Genomic DNA, 24,728 nt, shown 5'->3' on the forward strand with positions numbered 1-24,728 from the left:
TACTCGTCATTTATCACAACATGCTATTATCATAGAAAGAACGTGAATTCGGTCAGATTTCACTCGATTTTCCCGAAAGGAGTACAGCAGTTTGAAAAAGTTTAGAAATATATTATTTGTGTGGCTCATTTTCACGACAATCTACACTATATGGTCCTATTTTTCTTACTATCGTGACGAAAATATAATGTTTCATGTAAGTGGAGGGCTATTCGTATCGGGGATGGTGCTGTTTGCAATCGGTATGTTTTCACATATGAGCGCAACCGGCCTGTTTGATGGCATCATGTACGGTTTTAAACGGAACCGTCGTGCCAAATTAAAAGAGATCGACCCGGACTATGAAGAAGACGAAGAAGAGTCAGTTGAAGAACGGCAACTTCGAAAACAGGCAGCCTGGTATTGGGTGCTGATTGGGGTCGTTAGTGTCGTTCTTTCCTTCTTGATTGCATTGGTTTAATCTTTTGGTTTCATCAAACGTATGCTAAACTAAAACCAGAATAAGAACACGATGAAAAAGACAAGTAATTGAATCTCCCTTCTCCTCAGAGAGTCTACGGTGCTGCGAGTAGATGAGAAGCGATTGAATGAATGGACTTTAGAGTGGCCCGCCTGAACTCAAGTATGGCGGGACGGTTCACGCCCGTTAACGCGTTCAAGTGGCATATATGTATGCAAATTTGGGTGGCACCGCGGTTATTCGTCCCGATTTTTTCGGGTGGACGACTGCGGTTTTTTATATTTATTGGAGGTGTGTCGAAATGGCAACTATTTTTTCTGGAATTAAACCGACCGGCGTCGTAACGCTTGGTAACTACTTAGGTGCAATGAAGCAGTTTGTCGATTTGCAAGATGAACACGATGCGTATTATTGTGTCGTGGACCTTCATTCGATTACGGTTCCTCTCGACCGGGTCGAATTGATGGATAATACAAGAAAGCTTGCGGCGCTTTACCTTGCCTGCGGGCTCGACCCCGAGAAAGCAACGATTTTTGTACAATCCGAAGTGAAGGCGCACGCTCAACTCGGATGGATGCTGACGTGTATCACCGGTATGGGTGAACTCGGTCGAATGACTCAGTATAAAGACAAGTCGCAGGGAAGTGACAACGTCGGTGCCGGTCTGTTCGTTTACCCGACACTCATGGCAGCAGACATTTTACTCTACGGAACGGAACTCGTTCCAGTCGGGGACGATCAAAAACAACATATCGAATTGACGCGTGACTTGGCGGAACGTTTCAATAAACGATACTACGAGACGTTCACGATTCCAGAACCGCTCATCCAAAAAGAAGGCGCACGCATCATGAGTTTGACAAACCCTGAAAAGAAAATGTCAAAATCGGATACGAACGTCAAAGGCTTCATCTCGATGCTTGATGAACCAAACGTGATTCGTAAAAAAATTAAGAGTGCAGTGACGGATTCAAGCGGTGTGATTGCCTTCGACCGCGCGAACAAACCCGGTATCTCGAACTTATTGGAGATCTACTCTCTTTCAACCGGTACACCTATCAATGACTTAGTCGAGCAATACAAAGATTCAAACTACGGAACATTCAAGCAGGACGTTGCCGAGGCAGTCGTCGCACTATTAGAACCAATCCAGGAGCGATACCACGAACTCGTCAATTCTCCTGAATTGGATACAATTCTTGATGAAGGCAGAGCGAAAGCTGAAGCCGTTGCCAATAAAAATCTAGCGAAGATTGAAAAAGCAATGGGCCTTAACCGCAAGCGGGCAAAAGTGAAGAAATGATCATCGACGACTCTCACATTGAGAGTCGTTTTATTGTTCCCTCTGTACAAAAAAAAGAGACAGGCGTCCCTGTCTCTCTTGAAAGCTTATTCTTATTGCTCTTTACCTTCGATGTAAGCCCACTTGTAAGAGTAGTCTGCACCGAATCCGTGCTCAACGATTCCTTTAACATAAGGCTTCGTGAGGCGAGCAGATCCACGTTGGTAAACAGGCGAGATTGCGTTCTCTTCAAGAACGATTTTCTCTGCTTCTTGAAGGTCAGCCCAACGCTGATCAGCATCTGTGCTTGTCTTCGCAGACTTGATGAGGCTATCGAATTCTTCGTTTGACCATTTACCACGGTTGTATGGTCCGTCTGTGACGAAGAGGTCAACGAATGTCATTGGATCCTGGTAGTCAGGTCCCCAACCAGCGAACGTGAATTCGAACTCACCTTTGTTCTCGAGGTCAAGTTTGTTGTTGAACGGCTGTTGCTTGATTGAAACGCTCATACCTGGAAGGTTCTTCTCAAGTTCACCTTTGATGAACTCACCGATTTGCTTCGCAGATTCAGAGTCGTAGTTAAGGAGTTCAAGTTCAACTTTGTCAGTTCCGACTTCTTTAAGTCCTTCTTCCCAAAGTTTTTGAGCTTCTTCTACGTTGTACTCACCGATGTCGCCATTTGCTTCACGGAAGTCTTTACCGTCTGGACCTTTTACGAAGTCTTTCGGTACGAGGAAGTATGCAGGCTCAGATCCGTTAGCAAGAAGTGTGCCAGTGATCGCTGATTTATCGTAAGCGCGGTCGATCGCGTTACGGATTTTCGTGTTGTTGAGCGCTTCCACTTTCGTGTTGAACTGAAGGTAGAAGAGTGTAGGTTCAACCATAGTTGAGAAGTCTTCGTTGTCTTGGTATTGAGCAACGAGCTCAGAAGTCAAACCAGTGCGGTCAACATCACCGTTTTCGTACAAGTTAACGCCTGTTGAAACTTCTTTAACGACTTTAACGTTGATTTCGTCAAGTTTGACTGTATCAGCATCCCAGTAGTCGTCGTTTTTGACCATCTTCCAACCTTGTTCGCGCTCCCAGCTTTCGAGTTTGAACGGTCCGTTGTAAAGAGTCGTTTCAGCAGATGTACCGAAGTTCTCGCCTTGTTCTTTGTCGAATGACTCAAGTTTTGGCATGAAGACGCCGAAGCTTGTCAAGCCGAGGAAGTATTCTGCAGGTGCAGTCAATTTAACTTCAAGTGTTTGATCGTCGATTGCTTTAACGCCAACAGCGTCACGCTCGCCTTCACCAGCATTGTAAGCGTCTGCGCCTTCAATAACTGACATAACGTAAGCATATTGTGAACCGTTGTCTGGGTTAAGAACTTCTTTCCAAGCGTATTCGAAGTCGTTCGCTGTTACAGGCTCCCCGTTTGACCAAGTAACACCTTCACGGATTTTGAACGTGTACGTTTTTCCGTCTTCAGACACTTCGTGAGACTCAGCAACACCTGGTGTTGGCTGATCTTTCTCGTCCATGCGATAAAGACCTTCGTTTACGTTGTTCAATACGTTGAACGAAACTGCATCCGTTGCAAGTGTTGGGTTAAGTGAAGGAATGTCTGAGCTGTCGAGCAAGTTGAGGACTTGCGCTTCGTCTCCTGATCCATTACTTGGTGTGTCAGTTGAAGAATTCTCTTCGTCTCCTGTAGAACATGCAGCTAGGAACGCGCTCGAAAGAAGCGTTACCGATGATGCTAAAGCAAAACCTTTTTTCTTATTCATTGCGATGACCCCCTGATTTTTTCGTTTTAACGAAATGAACGATGGTAGAAAATTCAGTTTTTTCACTTTACAGTATTTGCTACCACAATCCCGTTGAAGCAATAATACAATATTCTGATAATTTTGCAAAGTATTTATTTTGATTTTTCTAAAAAATTTTGTCCATAGGCTAAAAGCCCGCCTGGTATGGCGGGCTTTTAGCTCATTTTTTATAAATTTTCGAAAAGGTTAGGACGTAAGAAGGACCAATGATTGGATATCCGATATCTTCATAACGTTGATCCACGCGATATGAGACTCCCGCTTGATAGATTGGAATAACGACACCTTGTTCGAGCAATCGTGCTTCCGCTTGCCGCAATATGTCATTTCGCTCTGACAATTTTTCGGTTACACGAGATTTTTCCATCAATTCATCGAACGTTTCATCCGAGTAACGGCTCGAATTTAAATAATTGTTCGTCTCGAATTGAGTCAAATAGGCGGATAGAAGTGGATAGTCCGGCTGCCATCCCGAAATAGAAAATTCATAGTTTCCTGAGACTTCTTTCCTAACTTTCTCACCAAGCGGAAGCTCCGTCACGTTGACCTTAAGACCTTCCAGCTCTTCTAAATTATTTTTCAAACGTGTTGAGAGTTGACGCGCTTCTTCGTCAACAAAACTAAGAAGTTCAATTTCCACCGTCTCATTTCCGAGGCGTTTTTTCACGTTGGCAAAGAGAGACTCGGCCTCCCCTTCAATCGCCGTCGTCGACTCCCCTTCATCCATGACCAACAGTCGTTCTGTCGTCTGTTCCGCACGAGAGAGTGACGTCTGAATCTCGTTCCGATTGATTACGAGGGCGAGCGCACGACGGAACTCGGGATCGTCAAACGGGGCCTTCTTAACATTCGGCTTCAAATAGAACACCCCACTCCGTGGGACGTCCACCACTTTACTGATTTCCTCATCTAGTGTGGAGACATCGAATCCGTAAGGGAGAGGTTGGACCCCTTCTTGTTTTTCCGACTCTCGCTCGGTGTGGATGAGGATTTTCTCAAGTGTTACCTTCTCTGCTTCACGATAACCGTCATGCTTATGTAGCGTGAGTTGGTTTTCATCTAACGCTTCGACCTGGAACGGGCCGTTCGTCTCCAGTTCTTCCCAAGGTCCGGGAGATAGTTGAGGCAGGAAGGCTGGCATTGCGAGCATTTGCTCGAATCCTTCCATCGGTCTGACGAGCGTCAGTTCGAGTGTGTTGTCATCGATTGCCTTGACTCCTAATGTGTCAGGCTCCGCTTGACCGAGACTGATTTCCTTTCCATTTTTCACATCTGCCAAGAAAAAGCTGAACGGTGAATTCGTCTCATCGTCGGCCAACTTTCGGAAGTGGTCGACGAACGTTTGTGCCGTGATCGCGTTCCCTTTTGATGTGACGCTTTCCCTTAGCGTGAACGTATAGACTTTTCCGTCGTCAGAACGTTCTAACGTTTCAACGAGTGCCGGTTCAATGGAACCATCGACCCCGAATCGATAGAGTCCTTCGTATAAATGAGATAATACCGTTTGTGAGCTCGGATCGATGGCGAGCATGACGTCCGGTTGCTCTGGGAGAGATTCCCCATGAATGCTTAAAATTTGTTCTTCAGGTGGTACCAACTCGCGTGCCTGCTCACGTTGTACAATCCACACAATGAAAAAAAGCATAAGGATTGCACCTAACAAGGCGGCCGCGAGGAATGATTTTCGTTTCATCCGCTGTGCTCCTTTCTGTTAGACCAACCCTTATACCCTAACCTTTTTTGAATGATTTTTCTACTATCAGTCCGTCACTTTTGCAAATGCAAGTGTTGCATTATGGCCCCCGAAGCCAAGTGAGTTACTGAGTGCGTACCGAATGTCAAGTTCCCGATTGCCTTCACGTACATAATCAAGGTCACAATCAGCGGCCGGTGATTCACAATGAATCGTCGGATGAATCTTGCCTTCATAGATTGATAAGGCCGTAATGACTGCTTCCACTCCGCCTGCTGCACCTAAAAGGTGACCGATCATCGATTTTGATGAGTTGACGGCCAGTTGATCCGCATGTTCCCCGAAAACATTGCGAATGGCTTTCGTCTCCAACATATCGTTTAACGGCGTGCTCGTACCGTGGGCGTTGATGTATTGAACATCCTTTGGAGTGATCCCCGCGTCACGAATCGCCTCACTCATCGCTTTTGAACCGCCTTCCGCTTCCGGTGACGGTGCCGTGATATGGTACGCATCCGAGCTCATTCCATAGCCCACGACTTCAGCATACATTTTCGCACCACGTGCTTTCGCATGTTCATATTCTTCCAGAACAAGAACCCCTGCCCCTTCGCCCATAATGAACCCGTCGCGATTTTCATCGAACGGACGGCATGCCGTTTCCGGATCCGGATTTGTTGATAACGCTTTGTTCGCACAGAATCCTGCGAATGAGAGCGGTGTGATCGGTGCTTCCGCCCCACCGGCAAACATCGCTGTTGCATCGCCTCGCTGGATGACCCGGAACGCTTCCCCGATTGAGTTCGTTCCCGAAGCACAGGCTGTGACGGAACAGTTACTCGGCCCTTTTGCACCAAGATAGATCGAGACTTGACCGCTCGCCATGTTCGGAATCATCATCGGGATGAAGAAAGGACTGACACGACGCGGTCCGCGATCGTGTAAGATGACCGATTGCTTGTCGATTGTTTCGACGCCTCCGATTCCGCTCCCAATCCAAATGCCGACCTCGTCCGCAATCGACTCGACGTCGAGCCCACTATCTTTATGTGCGGCATCCGCTGCCAAAATCGAATATTGAATGAAAGAATCCATCTTTCTCGCTTCTTTCGGTTCGACCAGGTGATCAATATTCCACTCTTTCACTTCCGCACCGACTTTTGCCGGATACTGACTAATATCAATCTTCGTTAACGTGTCGACTGCATTTTCCCCGTTTAATAACCGTTCCCACATTTTCGAGACATCGTTACCTAACGGTGATACGACACCCAGTCCTGTCACTACTACTCGTTTCATGTGTTAATCTCCTCCGTGATTGTTGCGTTATTCCATGTGAGACAACTTGCCCCCCACGTCAAACCGGCTCCAAAACCGGCAATGACAATCGTCTGACCTTCTTGAACTCTTCCTGAACGGACCGCTTCTGCTAACGCGAGCGGTATCGATGCCGCGGACGTATTCGCATGATCCTGGATGGTGACGACGACTTTATCTTCTTCCAGGTCTAATCGTTCCATCGCCGCGTCAATAATACGACGGTTCGCCTGATGCGGTACAAGGACGTCTAAATCATCCAGAGACTTCCCGGCTATCTTCAATGACTCCAAGACGATCTCCGGCATTTTACGGACCGCAAACTTGAATACCTCACGACCGTTCATGACGATTTTTCCGTCTTCACTCTCGTATAAATGTTTTCCACCCGTTCCATCGCTGCCTAAGAGAATCGAATCGATTGAAGCGATTGGGTCTTCCCCAAGGACGACAGCCCCGGCTCCATCTCCGAAAAGAACGGCAGTCGATCGATCATCCCAATCAATTAAGCTTCCCATTTTTTCTGCCCCGATGACGAGCGCTCGGTTGTATCCCTTCGACTGCATCAGGCTCTTCGCTGTATCCATTGCAAATATGAATCCGCTGCACGCCGCGCTGACATCAAATGCGACGGCACGTTTCGCCCCGAGGTTCGCCTGCACAAGGCAGGCTGTCGCCGGAAATGCAGGTGCTGTCGCTGTCGCACAGATGATGGCGTCAATCTCGTCGATGGATACACCCGCACTCTGAAGCGCGCGTTGAGCAGCCTTCGTCGCCATATCCGCGACTGTGACGTCTTCTTCCGCTAGATGACGTGCCTCGATTCCCGTACGTGTCCGAATCCATTCATCGCTCGTATCCATTTGTTTTTCTAAATCGATATTAGTCACCCGGTTGTCCGGCAGGAACGACCCGATGCCGATGATTCCAATATTCATATCGTCGACCCCTATTCTTAGTATCTGGTACTAATATAAGGGAATAAAAAGAGGATGTCAACGCATCCCCCTTGTTTTTCATGATGCAGATTCTTGCCCTAACCGTTTTGTGACGGCCATGACCATCTTCGCAGAGTTGATTGACGCGGTCTCCAAAAACTCATCGAACGACAAGTTCGCTTCCTCATCCGCGCTGTCTGAGATCGAACGGGTGACGACGAACGGCACGCCAAACTGGTAACACGTCTGTGCGATCGGAGCCGCCTCCATCTCAACCGCCGCCACGCCGTCGAAATGACCTAAAATGTCGGCCACTCGATTCGAGTCGTTGATGAACGAATCACCTGTGACGATGAGTCCCTGGTGAACATTTACGTCCGGTAAACTTTCAATGACGTCCTTACAGACGGCGACGAGTTTCGCATCGGCTTCGTACGCCGGCGGCATGCCCGGGACTTGCCCATATTCGTAACCAAACGCGGTCACATCGACGTCATGGTGACGAACTTCTGTCGAGACGACGACATCTCCGACTTTCATCCCTTTTTTGAACCCGCCGGCCGATCCGGTGTTGATGACGACATCCGGTTTGAACTTGTCGAGAAGAAGCGTGGTCCCAATCGCCGCGTTCACTTTCCCGATACCGGATTTCAAAATGACGACTTCCATGTTGCCGAGGTACCCTTCGTAAAAATGATAGTTCGCGATTTCCGTGTCAACGCGCTCCGTCAATTCATTCCGAAGTAAGTTCACTTCTTCTTCCATTGCGCCGATAATGCCAATTTTCATCATGATTCCTCCTCAGAAAGAGAGCGACTTCCGAGTGGAGGTCGCTCTGTACGATTATTTAATTTCTTTGATCTCGACGATCATGTCGCCGCCTGGTGTTTGAACCGTCACCACTTCTCCGACCGTACGGCCAAGAAGTGCTTTCGCGATTGGTGATTCGTTCGAGATCTTTCCTGTGAACGGATCCGCCTCTGCGCCACCCACGATTGTATATGTCTCTTCTTCGTTGTCTTCTTGAATGAAGAACGTCACGGTCTTCCCGATCGAGACGACTGAGTTGTCCGCTGCATCATCCTGGATAATGACCGAGTTACGGAGCATTTCCTCAAGTTGTGCGATTCGGCCTTCGACCATCGCTTGCTCTTCTTTTGCCGCGTCATATTCCGCGTTTTCTGATAAATCTCCGAAATCACGAGCAATCTTAATATTTTCAACGACTTCTTTACGGCGCACCGTCTTCAGTTCGTTTAATTCATTTTCAATCTTCGCTTTTCCGTCTAACGTCATGTAATGTTGTTTTTCAGCCATTTCTGTCACTCCTTCATTGTCTCCTAGTATATTACAGCTAGGGGTGATTTGAAAACGTTTTATTTCCTCACGCCCGGTTACGCTCAGTGAGCACCCAACGTATTTTGGTCACGAGTAAATCAATCGCGACGAAATTCTCTCCGCCTTCAGGAACGATGATATCTGCGTAACGCTTTGTCGGTTCACAAAACTGCAAATGCATCGGACGGACGACATTCGTGTATTGTTTGACGACAGAGTCGATTGAACGTCCACGTTCATTGATGTCCCGCTGCATCCGGCGTAGGATGCGGACATCCGCGTCCGTATCCACGAACACTTTAATATCCATCAGTTCACGCAAACGGGCATCCTCGAGCGCGAGAATCCCTTCTACGATGACCACATCGACCGGTTCGATTAAAATCGTCTCGTCGGAACGGGTGTGAGCCGCATAGTCATAGACTGGCTTCTCGATTGCCTGGTGGGCTTGTAACTGTTGAATGTGTTCAATCAACAAATCGTTATCAAAGGCGAAGGGGTGGTCGTAATTCGTCTTATACCGCTCCTCCATCGTCATCTCTGACTGGTCTTTATAATACGCGTCTTGCTCGATCATGACGACCGATTGTCCTTTAAACGCATCTACGAGCGCGCGGGCTACTGTCGTCTTTCCAGAACCGGTACCCCCGGCCACGCCAATAATGACGGGTTTATGTTGCATCAAAGTTAAGTCCTCCTCATCGTAATTTACGACTGATTGCTAGGCCATCACCAAGGGGCAAAATTGCAGTATGATAATCGGTCCGTGCCATCAATTGCTCAGTAAACTGTTTCACAAGACGGACGAGCCGGCGTCGGCGACGGTCTAGTACAGACACGTCTTCGAGCAGCACATCCCCTCTCAAAAACAAATTATCGCTGTAAATCGTACCACCAATCGGTACTAAAGCGCCATACCCATCAAAGAATTTTTGATATTGACCTTTCGCCGCATCGATAAAGACCGCATCAAACGGCCCTTCGATGGACCCAATCAACTCTACGGCATCCCCGTGAATGACGGTAATACGGTCTGAGACACCAGACCGTCCGATAAAGCCGAGTGCCTCTTCATATCTTCTGGCGTTTCGTTCGACCGTGACGATTTGTGCCTCCGGTAAAAGTTCCGCCATTCGAATCGCGCTATATCCAATGGCCGTCCCCACCTCTAAAATCCGGGCAGGACGTTGCATGGCCAACAGTGACAATAACACTTCCGACCCCGTCAAGTCCATGATGGGCACGTGGTGTTCACGGGCAAATGCCTCCATTTCCATCAGCAACGGGGAGCGTTCTTTGATTAACTCTTCTACATATCCTTCATAGGATGCATGGTCCACTCGTTACACCTCTTACTCTCTCATCATTCAAACGACCGGAAGCTTCAGCTTCCGGTCGCAGTCCCATCAATTTTTGTTTGCTTCCTCAAATTCTTCCCATTCAGAACGATACTTGCTCACATTTTTTTGATGGTCCTCATAACTCACCTCGAACAAGACCTCCCCTTTCGGGAAATCTTCCCGCGGAGGACGGGCATAGAAATAATAGTTTTCCGTATCGTTCGGATTCAGTGTCGCCTCGAAGGCGTCCCGACTGACCGATGCGATCGGACCGATTGGAATTCCTCCATATCGATACGTATTATACAACGAATCATTTTCAAGATCCGCGAATGTTGTGAAGATCGATGATTCTCCAGTCCCATACCAAACTGTCGGGTCGGACTGTAGTTTCATTCCATCTGCTAGACGATTCTCGAACACGCCTGCAATTTCCTTACGGTCTTCTGACGTGACGGCTTCTTTCTCGACCACTGATGCGAGGGCCAATAATTCATGGAACGTTCGACCAGATGCTGCGATTTGATTTTTGTTTTCCTGGTACAAACGTTCTGTCGGCTCAAGCATGTTTTCAATGATTTCTTCAAGCGTCACACCTTTGTTGAATTCGTACGTTGCTGGGAATAAGTAGCCTTCGAGTGGATGATAGATTCCATCGGCAAGGACTTCTTCTGTCAACATCTCGTGCTGGTTTACGAGCGAACGGATGTATTCACGGTCACTCAACTTTTCCGATATCTGTTCTTTCGGAAGATCGGCCGTCTTCGCTAGACGTGCGGTTACCTGGTCAATGGTAAACCCTTCCGGAATGACCAGCTTGATGTCTGGAACGACAATCACTTTACCGGTCTTCAGTGTCGAAATCATTTCATCGAGCGATAATGACGGAGACAGCGTATACGTCCCCGCCTGGAACGATGATTCATTTTTAAACCGTGTGTATAAGCGGAAAATCGTGCTACTCCTTACGAGGCCTTTCTCTTCAAGTAGTTCACCGATATATCCTGAACCAACACCATATGGCACCTCGACTTCAACGGTTTCTGTAGAAGTCGGGTCAATCGGTTCAACCGAGCGCTTCACGAATACGTACGCGAGAGCAGATCCCGTGGCGATGACGAGAAGAAAGACTGCAAGGATGACAACCGTGATTCGACGAACAATCCGGCTACGTGCACGCTTCTCATCTGGCATCGATGGATAGTTCATGCATTTCTCCCCTGTTCTTCTGTTATGAAGAGGGGCGACGAGGGGTGCACCCTGGTCGCCCTTCCCATGTTTAGTCTAGACCGACTTCGTCACTGACGATGTCGAATGCTTCCATCACTTCTTCGAAGTCTTCGTCGTCTTCGACAAGCTTCAAGATGAACTCGCCATCCTCAAGTTCTTCAATTTCAAACGCATATACTTCGATTGTATCTTCATCTTCTGTTTCCGGGGCGCCGACCGGCTCGAGAACGACAAATGTCTTTTTCGTGCGGTCGCTTGTCATACGGAAAATCTCTGCAAATAAATGCTCGTCTCCATTTTCATCTGGGATACGGTACATTTCTTCTTCACGACGGATTTCTGCCATGAGGAATTCCTCCTTATTTCCCGGAACGGTCCAGGTAATTTTGTAAAATCATGACGGCTGCCATCTTATCGATGACGGCCTTGCGTTTTTTTCGGCTAACGTCTGCTGAAATGAGCATCCGCTCCGCCTGCATCGTCGTCAACCGCTCATCTACAAGAATTGTCGGTAGGCCGGTTTGCGCAGTGAACGCTTCAGCGAACGCTTCAGACGCTTCTCCACGTGGGCCAATCGTCCCATTCATGTTTTTCGGATGACCGACGACGACTTCTTTCACATCGTACTGCTCGATAAACGGACGAAGGAGACGAACGGCCTCATCAAAGTCGGGTTCGGTCCAATACACCGTCTCCACACCTTGCGCCGTCCATCCCATGAGGTCGCTCACTGCAACCCCGATTGTCTTCGAACCGACATCGAGTCCCATGACTCGCTTCATATTATCCCTCTCTACGATCGCTCAAATACGATTTGACCAACTCTTCGAGTAGTTCATCTCGCTCAATTTTGCGAATCAAGTTTCGCGCATCATTATGACGTGGAATGTAGGCAGGGTCACCTGACAACAAGTATCCCACGATTTGATTGATCGGTTGATAACCTTTTTCCTCGAGTGCCTGATATACAGTAATCAGTGTTTCACGAGTGTTGGCTCGTTGATCATCTTCTGGAAAATTGAATTGCATCGTGCGATCCATTTGGCTCACAAGAATCCACCTCTTTCCGTTTGCACTTCACACTCTATTATGCCAGTGATTGGACGTAATGTGAAGCAAACTTCAATGCTTCATCAAGTTTTGTCGCATCTTTCCCACCTGCTTGCGCCATATCCGGACGGCCACCGCCGCCTCCGCCGCAACGCGTCGCCACTTCTTTGATCAGTTTTCCGGCATGGAAACCACGATCATTTAGGTCTTTTGTCACACCCGCGACGAGGTTGACTTTCTCACCGTTCGCCGAACCGAGGATAATGACGGCTGATCCGAGCTTGCCTTTCAAGTCGTCGACCATGCTGCGAAGCGCATCCATGTCTTGTCCGTCGACGCGTTTTGCGATCAACTGAACATCCCCAATCGTTTCAACCGCATCTGTGAGCGATGACGCCTCGATGTTAGCCAGTTTTGCTTTAAGTGATTCGGAAGCCCGTTCGACTTCTTTCACTTCAGCTTGGAGCGCCTGGACGCGTGCCGGTACTTCAAGCGGTTTCGTTTTGAGAAGTTTTGCAGCCGCTTCGAGCGTCTCGATTTGTTCGTTCATGACTTCATATGCGCCTGCACCTGTTACCGCCTCGATCCGACGTGTTCCGGCACCGATTCCTGACTCCGACAAGATTTTGAAGAGTCCGATTTCCGCCGTGTTCGATACGTGGCAGCCTCCACAAAGTTCGACAGAGTAATCGCCTGCCGACACGACGCGGACAACATTTCCATATTTTTCACCGAACAACGCCATTGCGCCTTTTGCTTTCGCATCCGCAATGTTCATCTCTTCGATGTCGACGCCGATTGATGCCCAAATCTTCTCGTTCACCTGACGTTCGATCGACTGGAGTTCTTCAGACGTCACTTGGCCGAAGTGAGAGAAGTCAAAACGAAGGCGGTCCGGTGTGACGAGTGAGCCCGCTTGGTTGACGTGCTCACCGAGCGTGTCTTTGAGTGCACGGTGAAGGAGGTGCGTTGCCGTATGGTTTTTCACGATGGCCTGGCGTGAAGCCTGGTCAACTGTTGCGGTGACCGCGACTTCCGCTTTCGCGACTCCTGACTCGACTGTTACCGTATGCAAGTTTTGACCGTTCGGTGCTTTAGAGACGTCTTTTACTTGAAGGACAAAATCAGCTCCGACAATTTGTCCTTTGTCACCGATCTGACCGCCACTCTCTGCATAGAACGGCGTCTGGTCGAGAATGACTTGCGCTTCTTCCCCTGCACCGACGACATCCACCAATTCACCCTCATGGATCAAGCTGACGATTTTCGCTTCTGTCTGCAAGTTTGCATATCCGACAAACGTCGATGGCACTTTAATATCTGCCAATACACCTGACTGGATTTGCATCGAGTCGACATCCGCACGCGCTTGACGAGCACGTTCCCGCTGTTCATTCATCGCTTCTTTGAACCCGTCTTCGTCGACCGTCAATTTGTGATCTTCTGCATACTCGATTGTCAACTCGAGCGGGAACCCGTATGTGTCATAGAGACGGAACGCATCTTGGCCGCTGATCATGTTCGAACCTGCCGCTTTTTGTGCTTTCGCGACCTCATTCAAGATTGCAAGCCCGTCATTGAGCGTTTCGTGGAAACGTTCTTCTTCGTTCTTGATGACTTTCTTGATGAAATCTTTCTTCTCATTCACTTGCGGATAGAAGTCGACCATGATGTCTCCGACCACATCGACGAGCTCATACATGAACGGACGCTCGATGCCGAGCATCTTCGCATAACGAACCGCACGACGGAGGAGACGACGGAGGACGTAACCGCGTCCTTCATTCGACGGGAGCGCTCCATCGCCGATTGCGAATGAAACAGTCCGAATGTGGTCTGCGATGACTTTGAATGCGACGTCCTTACTGCTATCCTCACGATATTTCATACCGCTGATGCGTTCTGTCTCGCGGATAATCGGCATGAAGAGGTCTGTGTCAAAGTTCGTCGGGACATCCTGCATGACACTTGCCATCCGTTCGAGTCCCATCCCGGTATCAATGTTTTTACGCGGCAATTCTGTGTAGTTGCCATGGCCGTCATGGTTGTATTGGCTGAACACGATATTCCAGATTTCGAGGTATCGTTCGTTCTCTCCGCCCGGATAAAGTTCAGGGTCAGTCGGGTCGTCACCGAACGCCGGTCCACGGTCGAAGAAGATCTCTGTGTTCGGACCTGATGGGCCTTCACCGATTTCCCAGAAGTTATCTTCAAGCGGAATGATGCGGTCTGCCGGTACTCCGAGCTTCAACCAAATTTGCTTCGATTCTTCATCATCCGGGTGGATGGTGACAGAGAGACGGTCCGGGTCAAGTCCGTACCATTCATCACTCGTTAAGAGTTCCCAGCCCCACGTGATCGCTTCCTCACGGAAATATTCACCGACCGAGAAGTTCCCGAGCATCTCGAAGAACGTATGGTGACGTGCAGTCTTTCCGACATTTTCGATATCGTTCGTACGAATCGACTTTTGTGCGTTCACGATTCGCGGGTTTTCCGGAATGACGCGACCGTCAAAATATTTTTTCAACGTCGCCACCCCTGAGTTGATCCAAAGAAGGGTCGGGTCATCGACCGGTACGAGTGAGGCACTCGGTTCAATGCTGTGCCCCTTTGACTTGAAGAAATCTAAGTACATTTGGCGAATCTGTGCGCCAGTTAATGGTTTGAGCGGTTTCATCTGCAATTCCTCCTTGTTCTAAAGCGAAACGAAAAAAAAACGATGCCTGCCCCTGGAAAGGGACGAAAGCATCGCTTCGTGGTACCACCCTCGTTCGCACGGTAAACACCGTGCCTCGAACATCCGGTAACGGGGATGAGGCGCCCAGGTTGAGTGGGGACTCCAGAATAGCTTCGGTCGGCCGACCCCCATCTTCTCGCAGCCTTGGAAGATGTCTCTGTAGAGGCGGTGACGACGTACTCATTTCCTTCATCGTCTTTTTCGTTTCAGTTGTCTATTCGTCATTATCACACGCGCCTGCGAGGACGTCAAGACTTGCCTCCGAGTCGCTCGACCAATTTTGTTCGACGAACCGGTTCCTCTTCACGCGTTGCCGCTTCGAACGCCCGTACGTCTCCGAATAGGAGCAGACTTTTCTTCGCCCGGGTAACGGCTGTATAGATCAAGTTCCGTGATGAACGGAAGCCCCCCGTAAAGAACACCGGCATGAGCACGATTGGGAATTCTGACCCTTGGGATTTGTGTATCGTGATCGCATAGGCATGCGTGAATTGATCCCAGTCACTCCGGTTGTACTCGACTTCCGTCTGATCAAATCGAATATAAATCTTATCGACCTTGTCGACATTCTCTTTCGCATAAAAAATATTGGTGATTTCTCCGATGTCGCCGTTATAGACATTCTCCTCGGCGTTGTTCACGAGCTGAAGCACTTTGTCGCCGTTCCGATAGATCCGGGTACCATGCTTCACTTCCCGCGCCGTCGACTTCGGATTAAAGACGTTTTGAAGCGCCTCGTTCAAGCCGTCAATCCCGCATACCCCCCGGTACGTCGGAGCGAGCACTTGAATATCAAACGGGGAATAGCCTTTCCGAAGCGCCGCATCCGCCATTTGACAAATCGCTTGGAGCGCCGTCTCCTGATTTGCCGTATAAAAGCGGCGATCCGGCAGAGCCGCGAGCAGATCATCCGGCATTCGTTTCGCATTGAGCGAGTGCGCCAGGCGAAGAATACTCGACTCGGATGCCTGACGGTGAACGACGTCAAGTCGGACGACCGGGATGCCGTCGGTCGCCATCAAATCAGCGAGCACTTGACCCGGACCGACCGAAGGAAGTTGATCGCGGTCCCCGACAAATAAGATTTTCATCCCGTTCGGCACGGCCTTAAGCAAGCTTCTGAATAAGAAAATATCAATCATCGATGCCTCGTCGACGATGAGGACTTTCCCGACTAGCGGATTCGTCTCATCGACTTGGAACGAACTCCCGTCGAATTTCAACAGGCGGTGAATGGTCGAAGCCGGTAATCCGGTCGATTCGCTCAATCGTTTGGCAGCCCGGCCGGTCGGTGCGGCCAACACGAACGGGAACGGTTGATTCGGTACCGGCTCCAGTTTCCAATCGAACACATCACTGAGCGCATGAATGATGCCTCGGACTACTGTTGTTTTTCCGGTACCCGGTCCTCCGGTAAGCACCATGAGCGGTGATTTGAGTGCGAGCTCGATTGCCTCACGCTGTTGCGTCGCATATTCGATCGAGAACATCTCCTCGACTCGACCGATCGCATCAAAGATTGTCGTCATATCTACTTCCTCAGTTGAAGATGTCGCCATGATACGCGCCAATTCCTCTGCCGCTTTTCGTTCCGCCCGATAGACACGAGGATGATAGACGACGCCGTCCTCGATGACGACGCGTTCGTCCTTGGCGAGTGTCTCGAGCGCCGACACCAGCGCCTCTCCCGGGTCTGCCCCGATAATACGTGGCATCTCGGACTCCAACTGCTCGGCGGTCACGTACAGATGTCCGTTCCCCTGCTCGAGTTCAAGCACGTATAAGACGGCTGCCGCAATCCGCTCCGGATGTATCCCTTGAATCCCGAAATGCGCGGCGATCGCATCGGCTGTCTTAAACCCGATGCCCTGGACATCATACATCAGCGCATATGGATTCTTCTCGATCGTCTCCATCGCCCGGCCTTCATACTCTTTATGAATCTTTGAAGCGAGACGGGGCGTCACGTCAAACGGCGCCAAAAACAGCAGGAGCTGGTCGACACCGTATAGCACGTTTAACCGTTCTGTGATCACGCGCGCCTGCTTTTCTTTCAGCCCGTCCACATTCGATAAGACACTCGGATGTTTCACGATCTGGTCGATACAATCATCACCGAGCGTGTCTGCGATTTTTTGTGCCGTTTTTTGTCCGATGCCCGGAAAGGAACCGTTCGTCAAGAAACGGACGGCGGCCCGTTTTGTCATCGGCACGACGCGACGAATCCATTCGGCCTTCATCTGCTTCCCGAACCGGGGGTGTTCGACGAGTCGGCCATGGGCTTTATACGTTTCCCCTTTTTCAATACCGACCCCGACGCCAGCGATGACCATTTCCGTCTCGTCCGTCTCAAAGTTCTTTTCTTTTATGCGTACAAGCGCAATCGTATGCGCCTCTTCTTCTGATTGAAACAGGACTCGAATGACTTTACCTGTCAACTCGTAAGGTGCTGTCATCATATCTGACACCTCCAGCTATTTTTCCATCCCTCATTATAGCCCGAGTTGAATCGATCGGACAAATCGTCTAGCTGAACAAATCCAAAAGCTGCTCGATTCTGTCCAAATCAACGACTTCCAAAATTCGAATCAGCTGTTCGATATCCACTTTGTCCAATATTCGTTCGACCTGTTCGAGATCGACTTGCTCCATCAGGCGCTCGATTCGTTCTAAATCACCGGATGCCTCATACGACTCAAGACGCGAGAACAATTCGGTCTTTTCAACCCGAATGACGTCCTCTACCATGCCACGTCCCCCATACAAAATGACGCCAATCACCGCTAACTGAACGAGCCAATTCGTGACGATTTTCCAAAACGGAACCGTTTGACCCACATAAGGAATAAGCGGGATGAACGTAAATTGTAAAACAAGTAACCCGACTTGGACGTATACATTCGGGATTACAAGCGCAAGAAGGACGAGAAGGAGCGGTACTGTCCATCCGATCCCCACATGTGCCATCGTCGCTTGCCATGATTTCGGGGTGTAAAACAAATAATGAATGACAAATCCCACTACGAATAGACTTCCGAGAAGAATGAAAAGTAGACTCACCATTCCCCGGGGTTCAATCACGACCTGATACAAAATGGTATTCGTCCACTTTCCGTCCTCAAGCCGTACGTTCACTCTGTCGATTAATCGGTTGAGCCACCAATACTCCAACACAAAAAAGATGACGACACTGACAATGCTCCATTTCCTCAACCTGTTCACCCTCCTTCTAAGGAAATCATTCCCTCCCTCGTCCCCAGCTAGTCGCGTTTTTGAAAACAGGAAACGGGGAACTGTTCGAGTGACACAATGAAGGAGGAATCAGGCATGGGCAAACGAATCCCGATCAGCGGATTGTGCGAACTTGTTCTTGAAGTGGCGAATATGCAAGAAGCCGTCGATTTTTGGCACGGCAAGCTCGGACTCCCGATCGTCGAACAATGGGTTGGTGATGATGCCGAGCCGAGTGAGGCACAGGAACAGGCAAGCGAGCCATGGGCAACCTGGCTCTATGTCGGTGGAAATACACGACTCGGTTTATGGTTGAAACGAAACTTCACAGAAGCAGAGGAGGCAAATCGTCGTCAGGAAGTGACCGATTGGGACACCTTATACGATGAAGGGGGCGCCCACGTGCACTGTGCCTTTTTCGTTCCGATGGAGTCGTTCGAACAGGCACTCGACGTGTTGGATGAGGCGGATGTTCCGGTCAAATTACGGACGTGGGACGAGGACGAGACAAAGAACGTAAAAGAGCGTTCCGCCTATTTTAAAGACCCGAACCATAATATCATCGAGCTGTATACGAAAAATATGGATGATGCATATGGTGATTTTGCTGGGGAACCGGTTCGCATCACAACGAAACAACTTTGATCACGAGCACCAAAAAAGTGCCATCGCTCCATTGCGATGGCACTTTCCTATTCAAGAGATCAGTTTCCAAGCAGTGCGTCCATCTTCGCGATGGCGTCACGTGCGAGTTCATGATCCGGTTGCATCTCAAGGACACGTTGAAGCTCGGCATACGTCCGTTCCTGGTCACCTAAGAACGCATACGCGATTGCCAAGTTGTAACGGGCATCCGTATGACTCGCATCGAGGTCGAGCGTCTCTTCTAACGCGACGACCGCCTCTTCAAGTTGTTCACTTTGTGCGAGTGCTAGTCCGTATTGGAACGTGATTTCTACGTCTTCCGGCGATTGCTTCTTCGCTTCACGCAGGCGTGGCATCGCACGAACGAAGTCACCCATCGCCTTGTACGTCAAGCCGAGCATGAAATGAAGATCGGCATCATCCATTCCCGAGAGGAGCGCTTGGCGAAGCGACGCCTCTGCGGACTCCAATTGCTCGAGTTCATAGGCAAGAGCACCTTTCGCATAGTGCGCGGCACCGAACGAACCATCGAGTTCGATCGCTTTGTCATAGAAGATGACGGCACGATCGTAATCGTTGATTGCCTGAAGCAACGTCCCCATGTTGACGAAACCAGTCGGGTCTGTCGGGTTCGCTTCAATCGCCTCATTGAAATGTTTGGCTGCCTGTTCGAATTCACCTTGTTGCATCGCTTGGATGCCTTGTTCGTTTGCGTTCATATCAATCACCTCATCCGATATAGTCGAGTCGTTTTCCATTTCGGAACGCTTCGTCAATCGTCGCCCCGCCGAGACAGATGTCACCGTCATAAAAGACGACTGCTTGTCCCGGTGTAATGGCACGTTGTGGCTCATCGAATTTGACGAGCACTTCGCCGTTTTCAAGTGGCGCGACCGTTACCGGCACGTCTTGTTGACGATAACGGAATTTCGCCGTCGCCCGGAATTCTCCCGTCGGTGCAGCACCAGTCCACGACAATTTCGATGCGACGAGTGCATCAGAATACAATGCGTCGTGATGGAATCCTTGTCCGACGAACAAGACGTTGTTCTCGACATCTTTTCCGACGACGAACCACGGGTCCCCGTCTCCACCGATTCCGAGACCGTGGCGTTGTCCGAGCGTATAATACATCAACCCGTCATGACGTCCTTTGACGACACCATCGAGCGTCCGCATTTCACCTGGCTGTGACGGAAGGTATTCCGACAAGAACTCTTTAAAGTTCCGCTCACCGATGAAGCAGATCCCAGTCGAGTCTTTTTTCTTCGCAGTCGCGAGCCCTGCTTCTTCAGCAATCGCACGCACATCTTTCTTGTCCATGTGACCGATTGGGAACATCGTGCGTGCCAATTGGTCTTGAGACAACTGATTCAAGAAGTATGTTTGGTCCTTATTGTCGTCTTTCCCACGCAACAGACGATGTTCTCCGTCAATGTATTTCACTTGCGCATAATGACCGGTTGCGACAAAATCGGCACCGAGCTTGAGCGCATGGTCCAGGAATGCCTTGAACTTGATCTCCTTGTTACACATAACGTCCGGGTTCGGCGTACGGCCTAGACGGTATTCCGCCAGGAAGTATTCAAAGACACGGTCCCAATATTCTTTTTCGAAATTGACCGCATAATACGGGATCCCAATTTGGTTCGCCACGGCGATGACGTCTTCGTAGTCTTCCGTCGCCGTACATACACCGTTCTCATCCGTGTCATCCCAGTTTTTCATAAAGATTCCGATGACGTTGTACCCTTGCTCTTTCAGCACGTGTGCTGTCACCGATGAATCGACGCCACCCGACATGCCGACGACGACTGTCGTGTCTTCAGGGGCTTTCGTGCGTAAGTTCATCTATCTCACTCCGTTCGTAAATGTCGAGACGACTTCATCCAGTCGTTCTGCGAGCCGTTTCACATCTTCGACCGAGTTGCCGTAACCAAAACTGATGCGTACCGATTGTTTCGTCCGATTCGACTCACCATACATCGCCGTCAATACGTGCGATGGTTCGACCGACCCTGCCGTACAAGCACTCCCGCTCGAAATTGCCATGCCCCGCATGTCCATCATGATCAAGAACGGTTCAAGGTCAATTCCCGGGAGATATAGGTTGACGATATGCGGTAAACGGTTCGCTCCGTTCACTTCATACGTGACACCGAGTTCGTCCAATGTGGCGAGCAAAGTCGTTTCGAGCATACGATATCGCTCGATTCGCTCCGTTCGTTCCGACATGACGAGTTCGGCCGCTTTTTGGAATCCGACGGCACCCGGAACATTTTCCGTGCCGGCTCGACGTTTCCGTTCTTGTTGTCCACCAAAAGAACGCGTCGCTAATTTTACACCTGTTTTCACGAAAAGGAAACCGATACCTTTCGGACCGTTGATTTTATGGGCCGAGGCGGACAATAAATCGACACCTAACGCATTTACATCAATCCGTTCGGTCCCTAACGCCTGGACCGCATCCGTGTGAAATACAGCCTGGTGCGTTTCGAGCAACTCACCGATTTGTTGAATCGGTTGAAGCGTCCCGACCTCATTGTTCCCGTACATTAGAGAAACGAGAATCGTATCTTCCCGCAATGCCGCTCGAACGGACTCGACCGATACCGCGCCTGACGCATCGACATCCAGATAGGTGACCTCGAACCCTTCACGTTCGAGTTGCTGCAACGCGTGGAGGACCGCATGGTGTTCAACTTTTGATGTGATGATATGGTTCCCTTGTTCACGGTAAGCATAAGCCGTTCCAAATAACGCATAATTGTCCGATTCGGTCCCGCCCGATGTGAAAATGATCTCGTTCGGGGTCGCTCCAATCCATTTTGCGAGCGAACGGCGCGATGCATCAAGCGCCGCTCGAGCTTTTCGTCCGATCCCATGGATACTAGAAGCGTTCCCGTATGTCTCGAGAAAATATGGCGTCATCGCTTCCAGTACTTCAGGTCGCATGGGCGTCGTCGCGGCGTGGTCAAAATAGTTCATTCTGTGTCACCTCGTTCTTAAATGTAAAACATATAACCTTCTGACTCTTCTTCAGCCAGGTCTGCTAGCGTCGTCTCTTCGAGAACAGCCTCGATGGCAGACTTTATTTTATCCCAAAGCTTCCGTTTGACCGCATCATCTGCTTCAGAATCTTCCACGATTGTGAGCGGGCCTTCGAGTAGTCGAATGATTTCACCGGCCGTGATCTCATCAGCAGGTTTGACGAGTTGATAGCCGCCGTATGCCCCGCGTACACTTTTCACGAGTCCACCGTTACGGAGGGGACCGATCAATTGCTCGAGATAATGCTCAGGGAGTTCATGACGCGCCGCGATTTTTTTCAAACTGAGTGGCTTGTTATCATTTTCTCGTGCCAATGCAATCATAATCGTTAGCCCATAGCGGCCTTTAGTAGATATTTTCATGTTCCTGTCTCCTTCTGTTATACTAATCGAACAAACGTTTGTTGAAAGGAATGGTTACGCATGAGTGATTTGTTTCATCAATCCAATAGTGGTCCGCTCGCCAATCGGATGCGTCCCGAGACGCTAGACGATGTCATCGGTCAACGGCACATCATAGGCGAAGGAAAATTGCTCCGACGGGCCATCGAGGCCGACCGGTTAGGGACCATCATCTTGTATGGACCGCCCGGGACCGGTAAAACGACGCTCGCTCGCGTGATTTCCAACTATACGAAAGCGACATTCGTCCAATTGAATGCCGTCACCGCTAAATTGGAGGAATTGCGCAACGTGATTCGAGAAGCCGAATCACGCTTTGATTACGAAGACGAGCGCACCATTTTATTTTTAGATGAGATCCATCGTTTCAATAAATTACAACAAGACGCCCTGCTCCCGGCTCTTGAATCCGGAAAGCTCATCCTGATCGGGGCGACGACCGAAAATCCAAGTTTCGAAGTCAACGCGGCACTGTTGTCCCGCGCTACGGTGTTTCGGCTCGAGCCGCCTGGACCAGATGAACTGAAACGCGTCCTCGATCGTGCATTGACCGACCCGCGCGGTCTTGGTCACTATCCGGTCAAAATGGAAGAGGCAGCTGTTGACCATTATATCAAAATGGCAGACGGTGACTACCGCGTGTTGTTAAATGCGCTCGAACTCGCCGTGTTGACGACCCCGGAAGTCGATGGTCAAATCACCATCACACTAGAAGTTGCAGAGGAGTCAATCCAACAGAAGGCGATCAAATACGATAAGTCAGGGGACCGTCATTACGACGTCATCTCCGCCTTCATCAAATCGATTCGTGGTTCAGACCCTGATGCGGCGCTCTATTGGCTCGCGGTCATGATCGAAGCTGGCGAATCGCCACGCTTTATTATGCGACGTCTCTATGTCCACGCCGCCGAAGACATCGGATTGAGCGACCCAAACGCCTTGCTCGTCGTCGATGCCGCTGCAAGGGCAAGCGAGTATATCGGATTTCCGGAAGCCCGGATCCCGATTGCCGAAGCTGTCCTTTATCTCGCAACAGCACCAAAATCCAATGCCGTCATCACAGCCATCGACAAAGCACTCCATCATGTCCGGACAGTCGAGGGCGGTCCGGTACCCGTACATTTGCGTGACGCCCACAGTCCAGGAGCCCGTGAACTGGGGAACGGGGTCGGCTACAAATATCCGCATGATGAGAAAGACGGGTTCGTCGCCCAAAACTACTGGCCGGAGAATTTGGCTAGAAAACGACCGACCTATTACACACCAACGAGCCGGGGATTTGAACAACAAATCCAAAAACGCCTCGACTATTGGGAAAAACGACGCTGACTCCACATTTGAGTCGCGTCGTTTTTCATTATTTGTGGACTCGTTCGATTACGACACCCGCTTCTTCAAGCAGCTCGTTGATGACATAGCCTGCAGCGACGAGTCCGGCGACAGATGGGACGAACGCATTCGAACTCGGTGGCATCTTCGCCTTACGAATGGCAGCATCTTTTTTCCCGACGACCTCATTCACGTCTTCACGTGTCACAATCGGAGATTCGTCTGAGAACACGACCGGCACGCCTTTATAAATGTTTTCTTTACGGAGACGGGTGCGGACCATCTTCGCAATCGGATCGTATGACGTATCTTTAATGTCGACGACTTTGATACGTGTCGGGTCCATCTTGTTTGCCATCCCCATACTCGAGATGACCGGAATGCCACGTCGCTTACACTCGACGATCAGGTGAATCTTATAAATGATCGTGTCCGATGCATCAATGACATAGTCGATGTTTTGAGCGAAGAACTCCTCATACGTCTCCTCTGTATAGAACATTTTCAACTTTACAAGATCCAAGTCAGGATTGATGTCGAGCAGTCGCTTCCCCATCGCCTCGACTTTCGGTTGCCCGACCGTAGACATGAGGGCATGGATTTGGCGATTGACGTTCGTGATGTCGATGTCGTCTTTATCCACGAGCACGAGACGACCTACCCCGCTCCGTGCGAGTGCCTCCGCTGCGAACGAGCCGACGCCTCCGACACCGAGGATGGCAACCGTTTTATTCTTTAAAGCATCAAGGCCTTCAGAGCCGATGGCCAATTCATTTCGTGAAAATTGGTGTAACATTGATTCTTCCTCCAACTAATTCTTTTTTCTCATACTATTTTACTCGGAATTATATTCAAAAAAAAGACGTCTC

24 protein-coding genes and 1 other annotated feature are annotated in these 24,728 nt (G+C 49.7%); of the genes, 4 read left to right on the forward strand and 20 right to left on the reverse strand.

Features of this window, described 5'->3' with window-relative positions:
- Positions 1-187: 187 nt before the first annotated feature.
- Together KNP03_RS07170 and trpS are read left to right on the forward strand one after the other, a co-directional pair.
- Positions 188-460, forward strand: a complete 273-nt coding sequence (locus KNP03_RS07170) for a DUF3899 domain-containing protein (RefSeq protein WP_240544499.1) — start codon at positions 188-190, stop codon at positions 458-460.
- A 42-nt stretch (positions 461-502) separates the two neighbouring features.
- Positions 503-711, forward strand: a binding site (T-box leader).
- A 50-nt stretch (positions 712-761) separates the two neighbouring features.
- Positions 762-1,763, forward strand: a complete 1,002-nt coding sequence (gene trpS / locus KNP03_RS07175; protein WP_214827463.1) for a tryptophan--tRNA ligase — start codon at positions 762-764, stop codon at positions 1,761-1,763.
- Between the two features lie 92 nt (positions 1,764-1,855).
- Here trpS and KNP03_RS07180 read toward each other — a convergent pair whose 3' ends face one another.
- From KNP03_RS07180 to KNP03_RS07250, 15 genes are all read right to left on the reverse strand, one after another.
- Entirely contained in the window at positions 1,856-3,514 is a 1,659-nt protein-coding gene (locus tag KNP03_RS07180) for a peptide ABC transporter substrate-binding protein (protein ID WP_214827464.1), read from the reverse strand.
- Positions 3,515-3,716: 202 nt separating this feature from the next.
- Entirely contained in the window at positions 3,717-5,249 is a 1,533-nt protein-coding gene (locus KNP03_RS07185; protein WP_214827466.1) for a peptide ABC transporter substrate-binding protein, read from the reverse strand.
- A gap of 66 nt (positions 5,250-5,315) precedes the next feature.
- Positions 5,316-6,548, reverse strand: a complete 1,233-nt coding sequence (gene fabF / locus KNP03_RS07190) for a beta-ketoacyl-ACP synthase II (protein ID WP_214827468.1) — start codon at positions 6,546-6,548, stop codon at positions 5,316-5,318.
- Positions 6,545-7,504: a beta-ketoacyl-ACP synthase III gene (locus tag KNP03_RS07195; RefSeq protein ID WP_214827471.1), complete on the reverse strand. Its 960-nt coding sequence runs from the start codon at positions 7,502-7,504 to the stop codon at positions 6,545-6,547. Before KNP03_RS07195 ends, fabF begins: the two co-directional genes overlap by 4 nt.
- A 78-nt stretch (positions 7,505-7,582) precedes the next feature.
- Positions 7,583-8,293, reverse strand: coding sequence for a 5'-methylthioadenosine/S-adenosylhomocysteine nucleosidase (gene mtnN, locus KNP03_RS07200; protein WP_214827474.1), 711 nt, complete (start codon positions 8,291-8,293; stop codon positions 7,583-7,585).
- A gap of 54 nt (positions 8,294-8,347) precedes the next feature.
- On the reverse strand, positions 8,348-8,821 hold the full coding sequence (gene greA / locus KNP03_RS07205) for a transcription elongation factor GreA (RefSeq protein WP_214827477.1): 474 nt from the start codon (positions 8,819-8,821) through the stop codon (positions 8,348-8,350).
- Between the two features lie 67 nt (positions 8,822-8,888).
- The gene (gene udk / locus KNP03_RS07210; RefSeq protein ID WP_214828295.1) at positions 8,889-9,524 is read right to left on the reverse strand and encodes a uridine kinase; all 636 of its coding nucleotides are present in this window, start codon (positions 9,522-9,524) and stop codon (positions 8,889-8,891) included.
- 16 nt (positions 9,525-9,540) lie between these two features.
- Positions 9,541-10,182: an O-methyltransferase gene (locus tag KNP03_RS07215; RefSeq protein ID WP_214827481.1), complete on the reverse strand. Its 642-nt coding sequence runs from the start codon at positions 10,180-10,182 to the stop codon at positions 9,541-9,543.
- 66 nt (positions 10,183-10,248) lie between these two features.
- Positions 10,249-11,391, reverse strand: a complete 1,143-nt coding sequence (gene mltG, locus KNP03_RS07220) for an endolytic transglycosylase MltG (protein WP_214827484.1) — start codon at positions 11,389-11,391, stop codon at positions 10,249-10,251.
- A 70-nt stretch (positions 11,392-11,461) separates the two neighbouring features.
- Positions 11,462-11,758 carry a DUF1292 domain-containing protein gene (locus KNP03_RS07225; protein WP_214827487.1) on the reverse strand — a complete coding sequence of 99 codons (297 nt, stop codon included), beginning with the start codon at positions 11,756-11,758 and terminating at the stop codon, positions 11,462-11,464.
- Between the two features lie 13 nt (positions 11,759-11,771).
- Entirely contained in the window at positions 11,772-12,194 is a 423-nt protein-coding gene (ruvX, locus tag KNP03_RS07230) for a Holliday junction resolvase RuvX (RefSeq protein ID WP_214827490.1), read from the reverse strand.
- A gap of 1 nt (position 12,195) precedes the next feature.
- A complete protein-coding gene (locus KNP03_RS07235) occupies positions 12,196-12,462 on the reverse strand; it encodes an IreB family regulatory phosphoprotein (protein ID WP_214827492.1) in 267 nt (88 codons plus the stop codon).
- 37 nt (positions 12,463-12,499) lie between these two features.
- Positions 12,500-15,142 (reverse strand): alanine--tRNA ligase, encoded by a 2,643-nt coding sequence (alaS, locus tag KNP03_RS07240; protein WP_214827494.1) that lies wholly within the window; start codon positions 15,140-15,142, stop codon positions 12,500-12,502.
- 308 nt (positions 15,143-15,450) lie between these two features.
- Positions 15,451-17,661 (reverse strand): SF1B family DNA helicase RecD2, encoded by a 2,211-nt coding sequence (recD2, locus tag KNP03_RS07245; RefSeq protein WP_214827496.1) that lies wholly within the window; start codon positions 17,659-17,661, stop codon positions 15,451-15,453.
- 67 nt (positions 17,662-17,728) lie between these two features.
- Positions 17,729-18,415 (reverse strand): hypothetical protein, encoded by a 687-nt coding sequence (locus tag KNP03_RS07250; protein WP_214827499.1) that lies wholly within the window; start codon positions 18,413-18,415, stop codon positions 17,729-17,731.
- 114 nt (positions 18,416-18,529) lie between these two features.
- On the opposite strand from KNP03_RS07250, the gene KNP03_RS07255 reads away from it, so the two are divergent.
- A complete protein-coding gene (locus KNP03_RS07255; RefSeq protein WP_214827501.1) occupies positions 18,530-19,078 on the forward strand; it encodes a VOC family protein in 549 nt (182 codons plus the stop codon).
- Positions 19,079-19,137: 59 nt separating this feature from the next.
- Here KNP03_RS07255 and KNP03_RS07260 read toward each other — a convergent pair whose 3' ends face one another.
- From KNP03_RS07260 to cymR, 4 genes are read right to left on the reverse strand one after another with little or no spacing between them, the layout of a single operon-like run.
- Positions 19,138-19,797, reverse strand: coding sequence for a tetratricopeptide repeat protein (locus KNP03_RS07260; RefSeq protein WP_031421459.1), 660 nt, complete (start codon positions 19,795-19,797; stop codon positions 19,138-19,140).
- A gap of 10 nt (positions 19,798-19,807) precedes the next feature.
- Complete coding sequence (mnmA, locus tag KNP03_RS07265; RefSeq protein ID WP_214827503.1) at positions 19,808-20,929, reverse strand: tRNA 2-thiouridine(34) synthase MnmA; 1,122 nt, start codon at positions 20,927-20,929, stop codon at positions 19,808-19,810.
- The gene (locus KNP03_RS07270) at positions 20,930-22,066 is read right to left on the reverse strand and encodes a cysteine desulfurase family protein (protein ID WP_214827506.1); all 1,137 of its coding nucleotides are present in this window, start codon (positions 22,064-22,066) and stop codon (positions 20,930-20,932) included.
- 17 nt (positions 22,067-22,083) lie between these two features.
- A complete protein-coding gene (gene cymR, locus KNP03_RS07275) occupies positions 22,084-22,491 on the reverse strand; it encodes a cysteine metabolism transcriptional regulator CymR (protein WP_214827509.1) in 408 nt (135 codons plus the stop codon).
- Between the two features lie 60 nt (positions 22,492-22,551).
- Here cymR and KNP03_RS07280 point away from each other — a divergent pair, with 60 nt between their 5' ends.
- Complete coding sequence (locus tag KNP03_RS07280) at positions 22,552-23,859, forward strand: replication-associated recombination protein A (RefSeq protein ID WP_214827512.1); 1,308 nt, start codon at positions 22,552-22,554, stop codon at positions 23,857-23,859.
- Between the two features lie 28 nt (positions 23,860-23,887).
- Here KNP03_RS07280 and KNP03_RS07285 read toward each other — a convergent pair whose 3' ends face one another.
- The gene (locus KNP03_RS07285; protein WP_214827515.1) at positions 23,888-24,655 is read right to left on the reverse strand and encodes a tRNA threonylcarbamoyladenosine dehydratase; all 768 of its coding nucleotides are present in this window, start codon (positions 24,653-24,655) and stop codon (positions 23,888-23,890) included.
- Between the last annotated feature and the right edge of the window lie 73 nt (positions 24,656-24,728).

This window comes from Exiguobacterium algae, from assembly GCF_018617875.1.
GTDB classification, from domain to species: domain Bacteria; phylum Bacillota; class Bacilli; order Exiguobacteriales; family Exiguobacteriaceae; genus Exiguobacterium; species Exiguobacterium algae.

Excerpts from the sequence above, each read along its gene's own strand:
- KNP03_RS07170 (WP_240544499.1), top strand. The coding sequence starts at position 188 with ATGTTTCATGTAAGTGGAGGGCTATTCGTATCGGGGATGGTGCTGTTT.
- trpS (WP_214827463.1), top strand. The coding sequence starts at position 762 with ATGGCAACTATTTTTTCTGGAATTAAACCGACCGGCGTCGTAACGCTT.
- KNP03_RS07180 (WP_214827464.1), bottom strand. The coding sequence starts at position 3,514 with ATGAATAAGAAAAAAGGTTTTGCTTTAGCATCATCGGTAACGCTTCTT.
- KNP03_RS07185 (WP_214827466.1), bottom strand. The coding sequence starts at position 5,249 with ATGAAACGAAAATCATTCCTCGCGGCCGCCTTGTTAGGTGCAATCCTT.
- fabF (WP_214827468.1), bottom strand. The coding sequence starts at position 6,548 with ATGAAACGAGTAGTAGTGACAGGACTGGGTGTCGTATCACCGTTAGGT.
- KNP03_RS07195 (WP_214827471.1), bottom strand. The coding sequence starts at position 7,504 with ATGAATATTGGAATCATCGGCATCGGGTCGTTCCTGCCGGACAACCGG.
- mtnN (WP_214827474.1), bottom strand. The coding sequence starts at position 8,293 with ATGAAAATTGGCATTATCGGCGCAATGGAAGAAGAAGTGAACTTACTT.
- greA (WP_214827477.1), bottom strand. The coding sequence starts at position 8,821 with ATGGCTGAAAAACAACATTACATGACGTTAGACGGAAAAGCGAAGATT.
- udk (WP_214828295.1), bottom strand. The coding sequence starts at position 9,524 with ATGCAACATAAACCCGTCATTATTGGCGTGGCCGGGGGTACCGGTTCT.
- mltG (WP_214827484.1), bottom strand. The coding sequence starts at position 11,391 with ATGAACTATCCATCGATGCCAGATGAGAAGCGTGCACGTAGCCGGATT.
- KNP03_RS07225 (WP_214827487.1), bottom strand. The coding sequence starts at position 11,758 with ATGGCAGAAATCCGTCGTGAAGAAGAAATGTACCGTATCCCAGATGAA.
- ruvX (WP_214827490.1), bottom strand. The coding sequence starts at position 12,194 with ATGAAGCGAGTCATGGGACTCGATGTCGGTTCGAAGACAATCGGGGTT.
- alaS (WP_214827494.1), bottom strand. The coding sequence starts at position 15,142 with ATGAAACCGCTCAAACCATTAACTGGCGCACAGATTCGCCAAATGTAC.
- recD2 (WP_214827496.1), bottom strand. The coding sequence starts at position 17,661 with ATGATGACAGCACCTTACGAGTTGACAGGTAAAGTCATTCGAGTCCTG.
- KNP03_RS07255 (WP_214827501.1), top strand. The coding sequence starts at position 18,530 with ATGGGCAAACGAATCCCGATCAGCGGATTGTGCGAACTTGTTCTTGAA.
- KNP03_RS07260 (WP_031421459.1), bottom strand. The coding sequence starts at position 19,797 with ATGAACGCAAACGAACAAGGCATCCAAGCGATGCAACAAGGTGAATTC.
- mnmA (WP_214827503.1), bottom strand. The coding sequence starts at position 20,929 with ATGAACTTACGCACGAAAGCCCCTGAAGACACGACAGTCGTCGTCGGC.
- KNP03_RS07270 (WP_214827506.1), bottom strand. The coding sequence starts at position 22,066 with ATGAACTATTTTGACCACGCCGCGACGACGCCCATGCGACCTGAAGTA.
- cymR (WP_214827509.1), bottom strand. The coding sequence starts at position 22,491 with ATGAAAATATCTACTAAAGGCCGCTATGGGCTAACGATTATGATTGCA.
- KNP03_RS07280 (WP_214827512.1), top strand. The coding sequence starts at position 22,552 with ATGAGTGATTTGTTTCATCAATCCAATAGTGGTCCGCTCGCCAATCGG.
- KNP03_RS07285 (WP_214827515.1), bottom strand. The coding sequence starts at position 24,655 with ATGTTACACCAATTTTCACGAAATGAATTGGCCATCGGCTCTGAAGGC.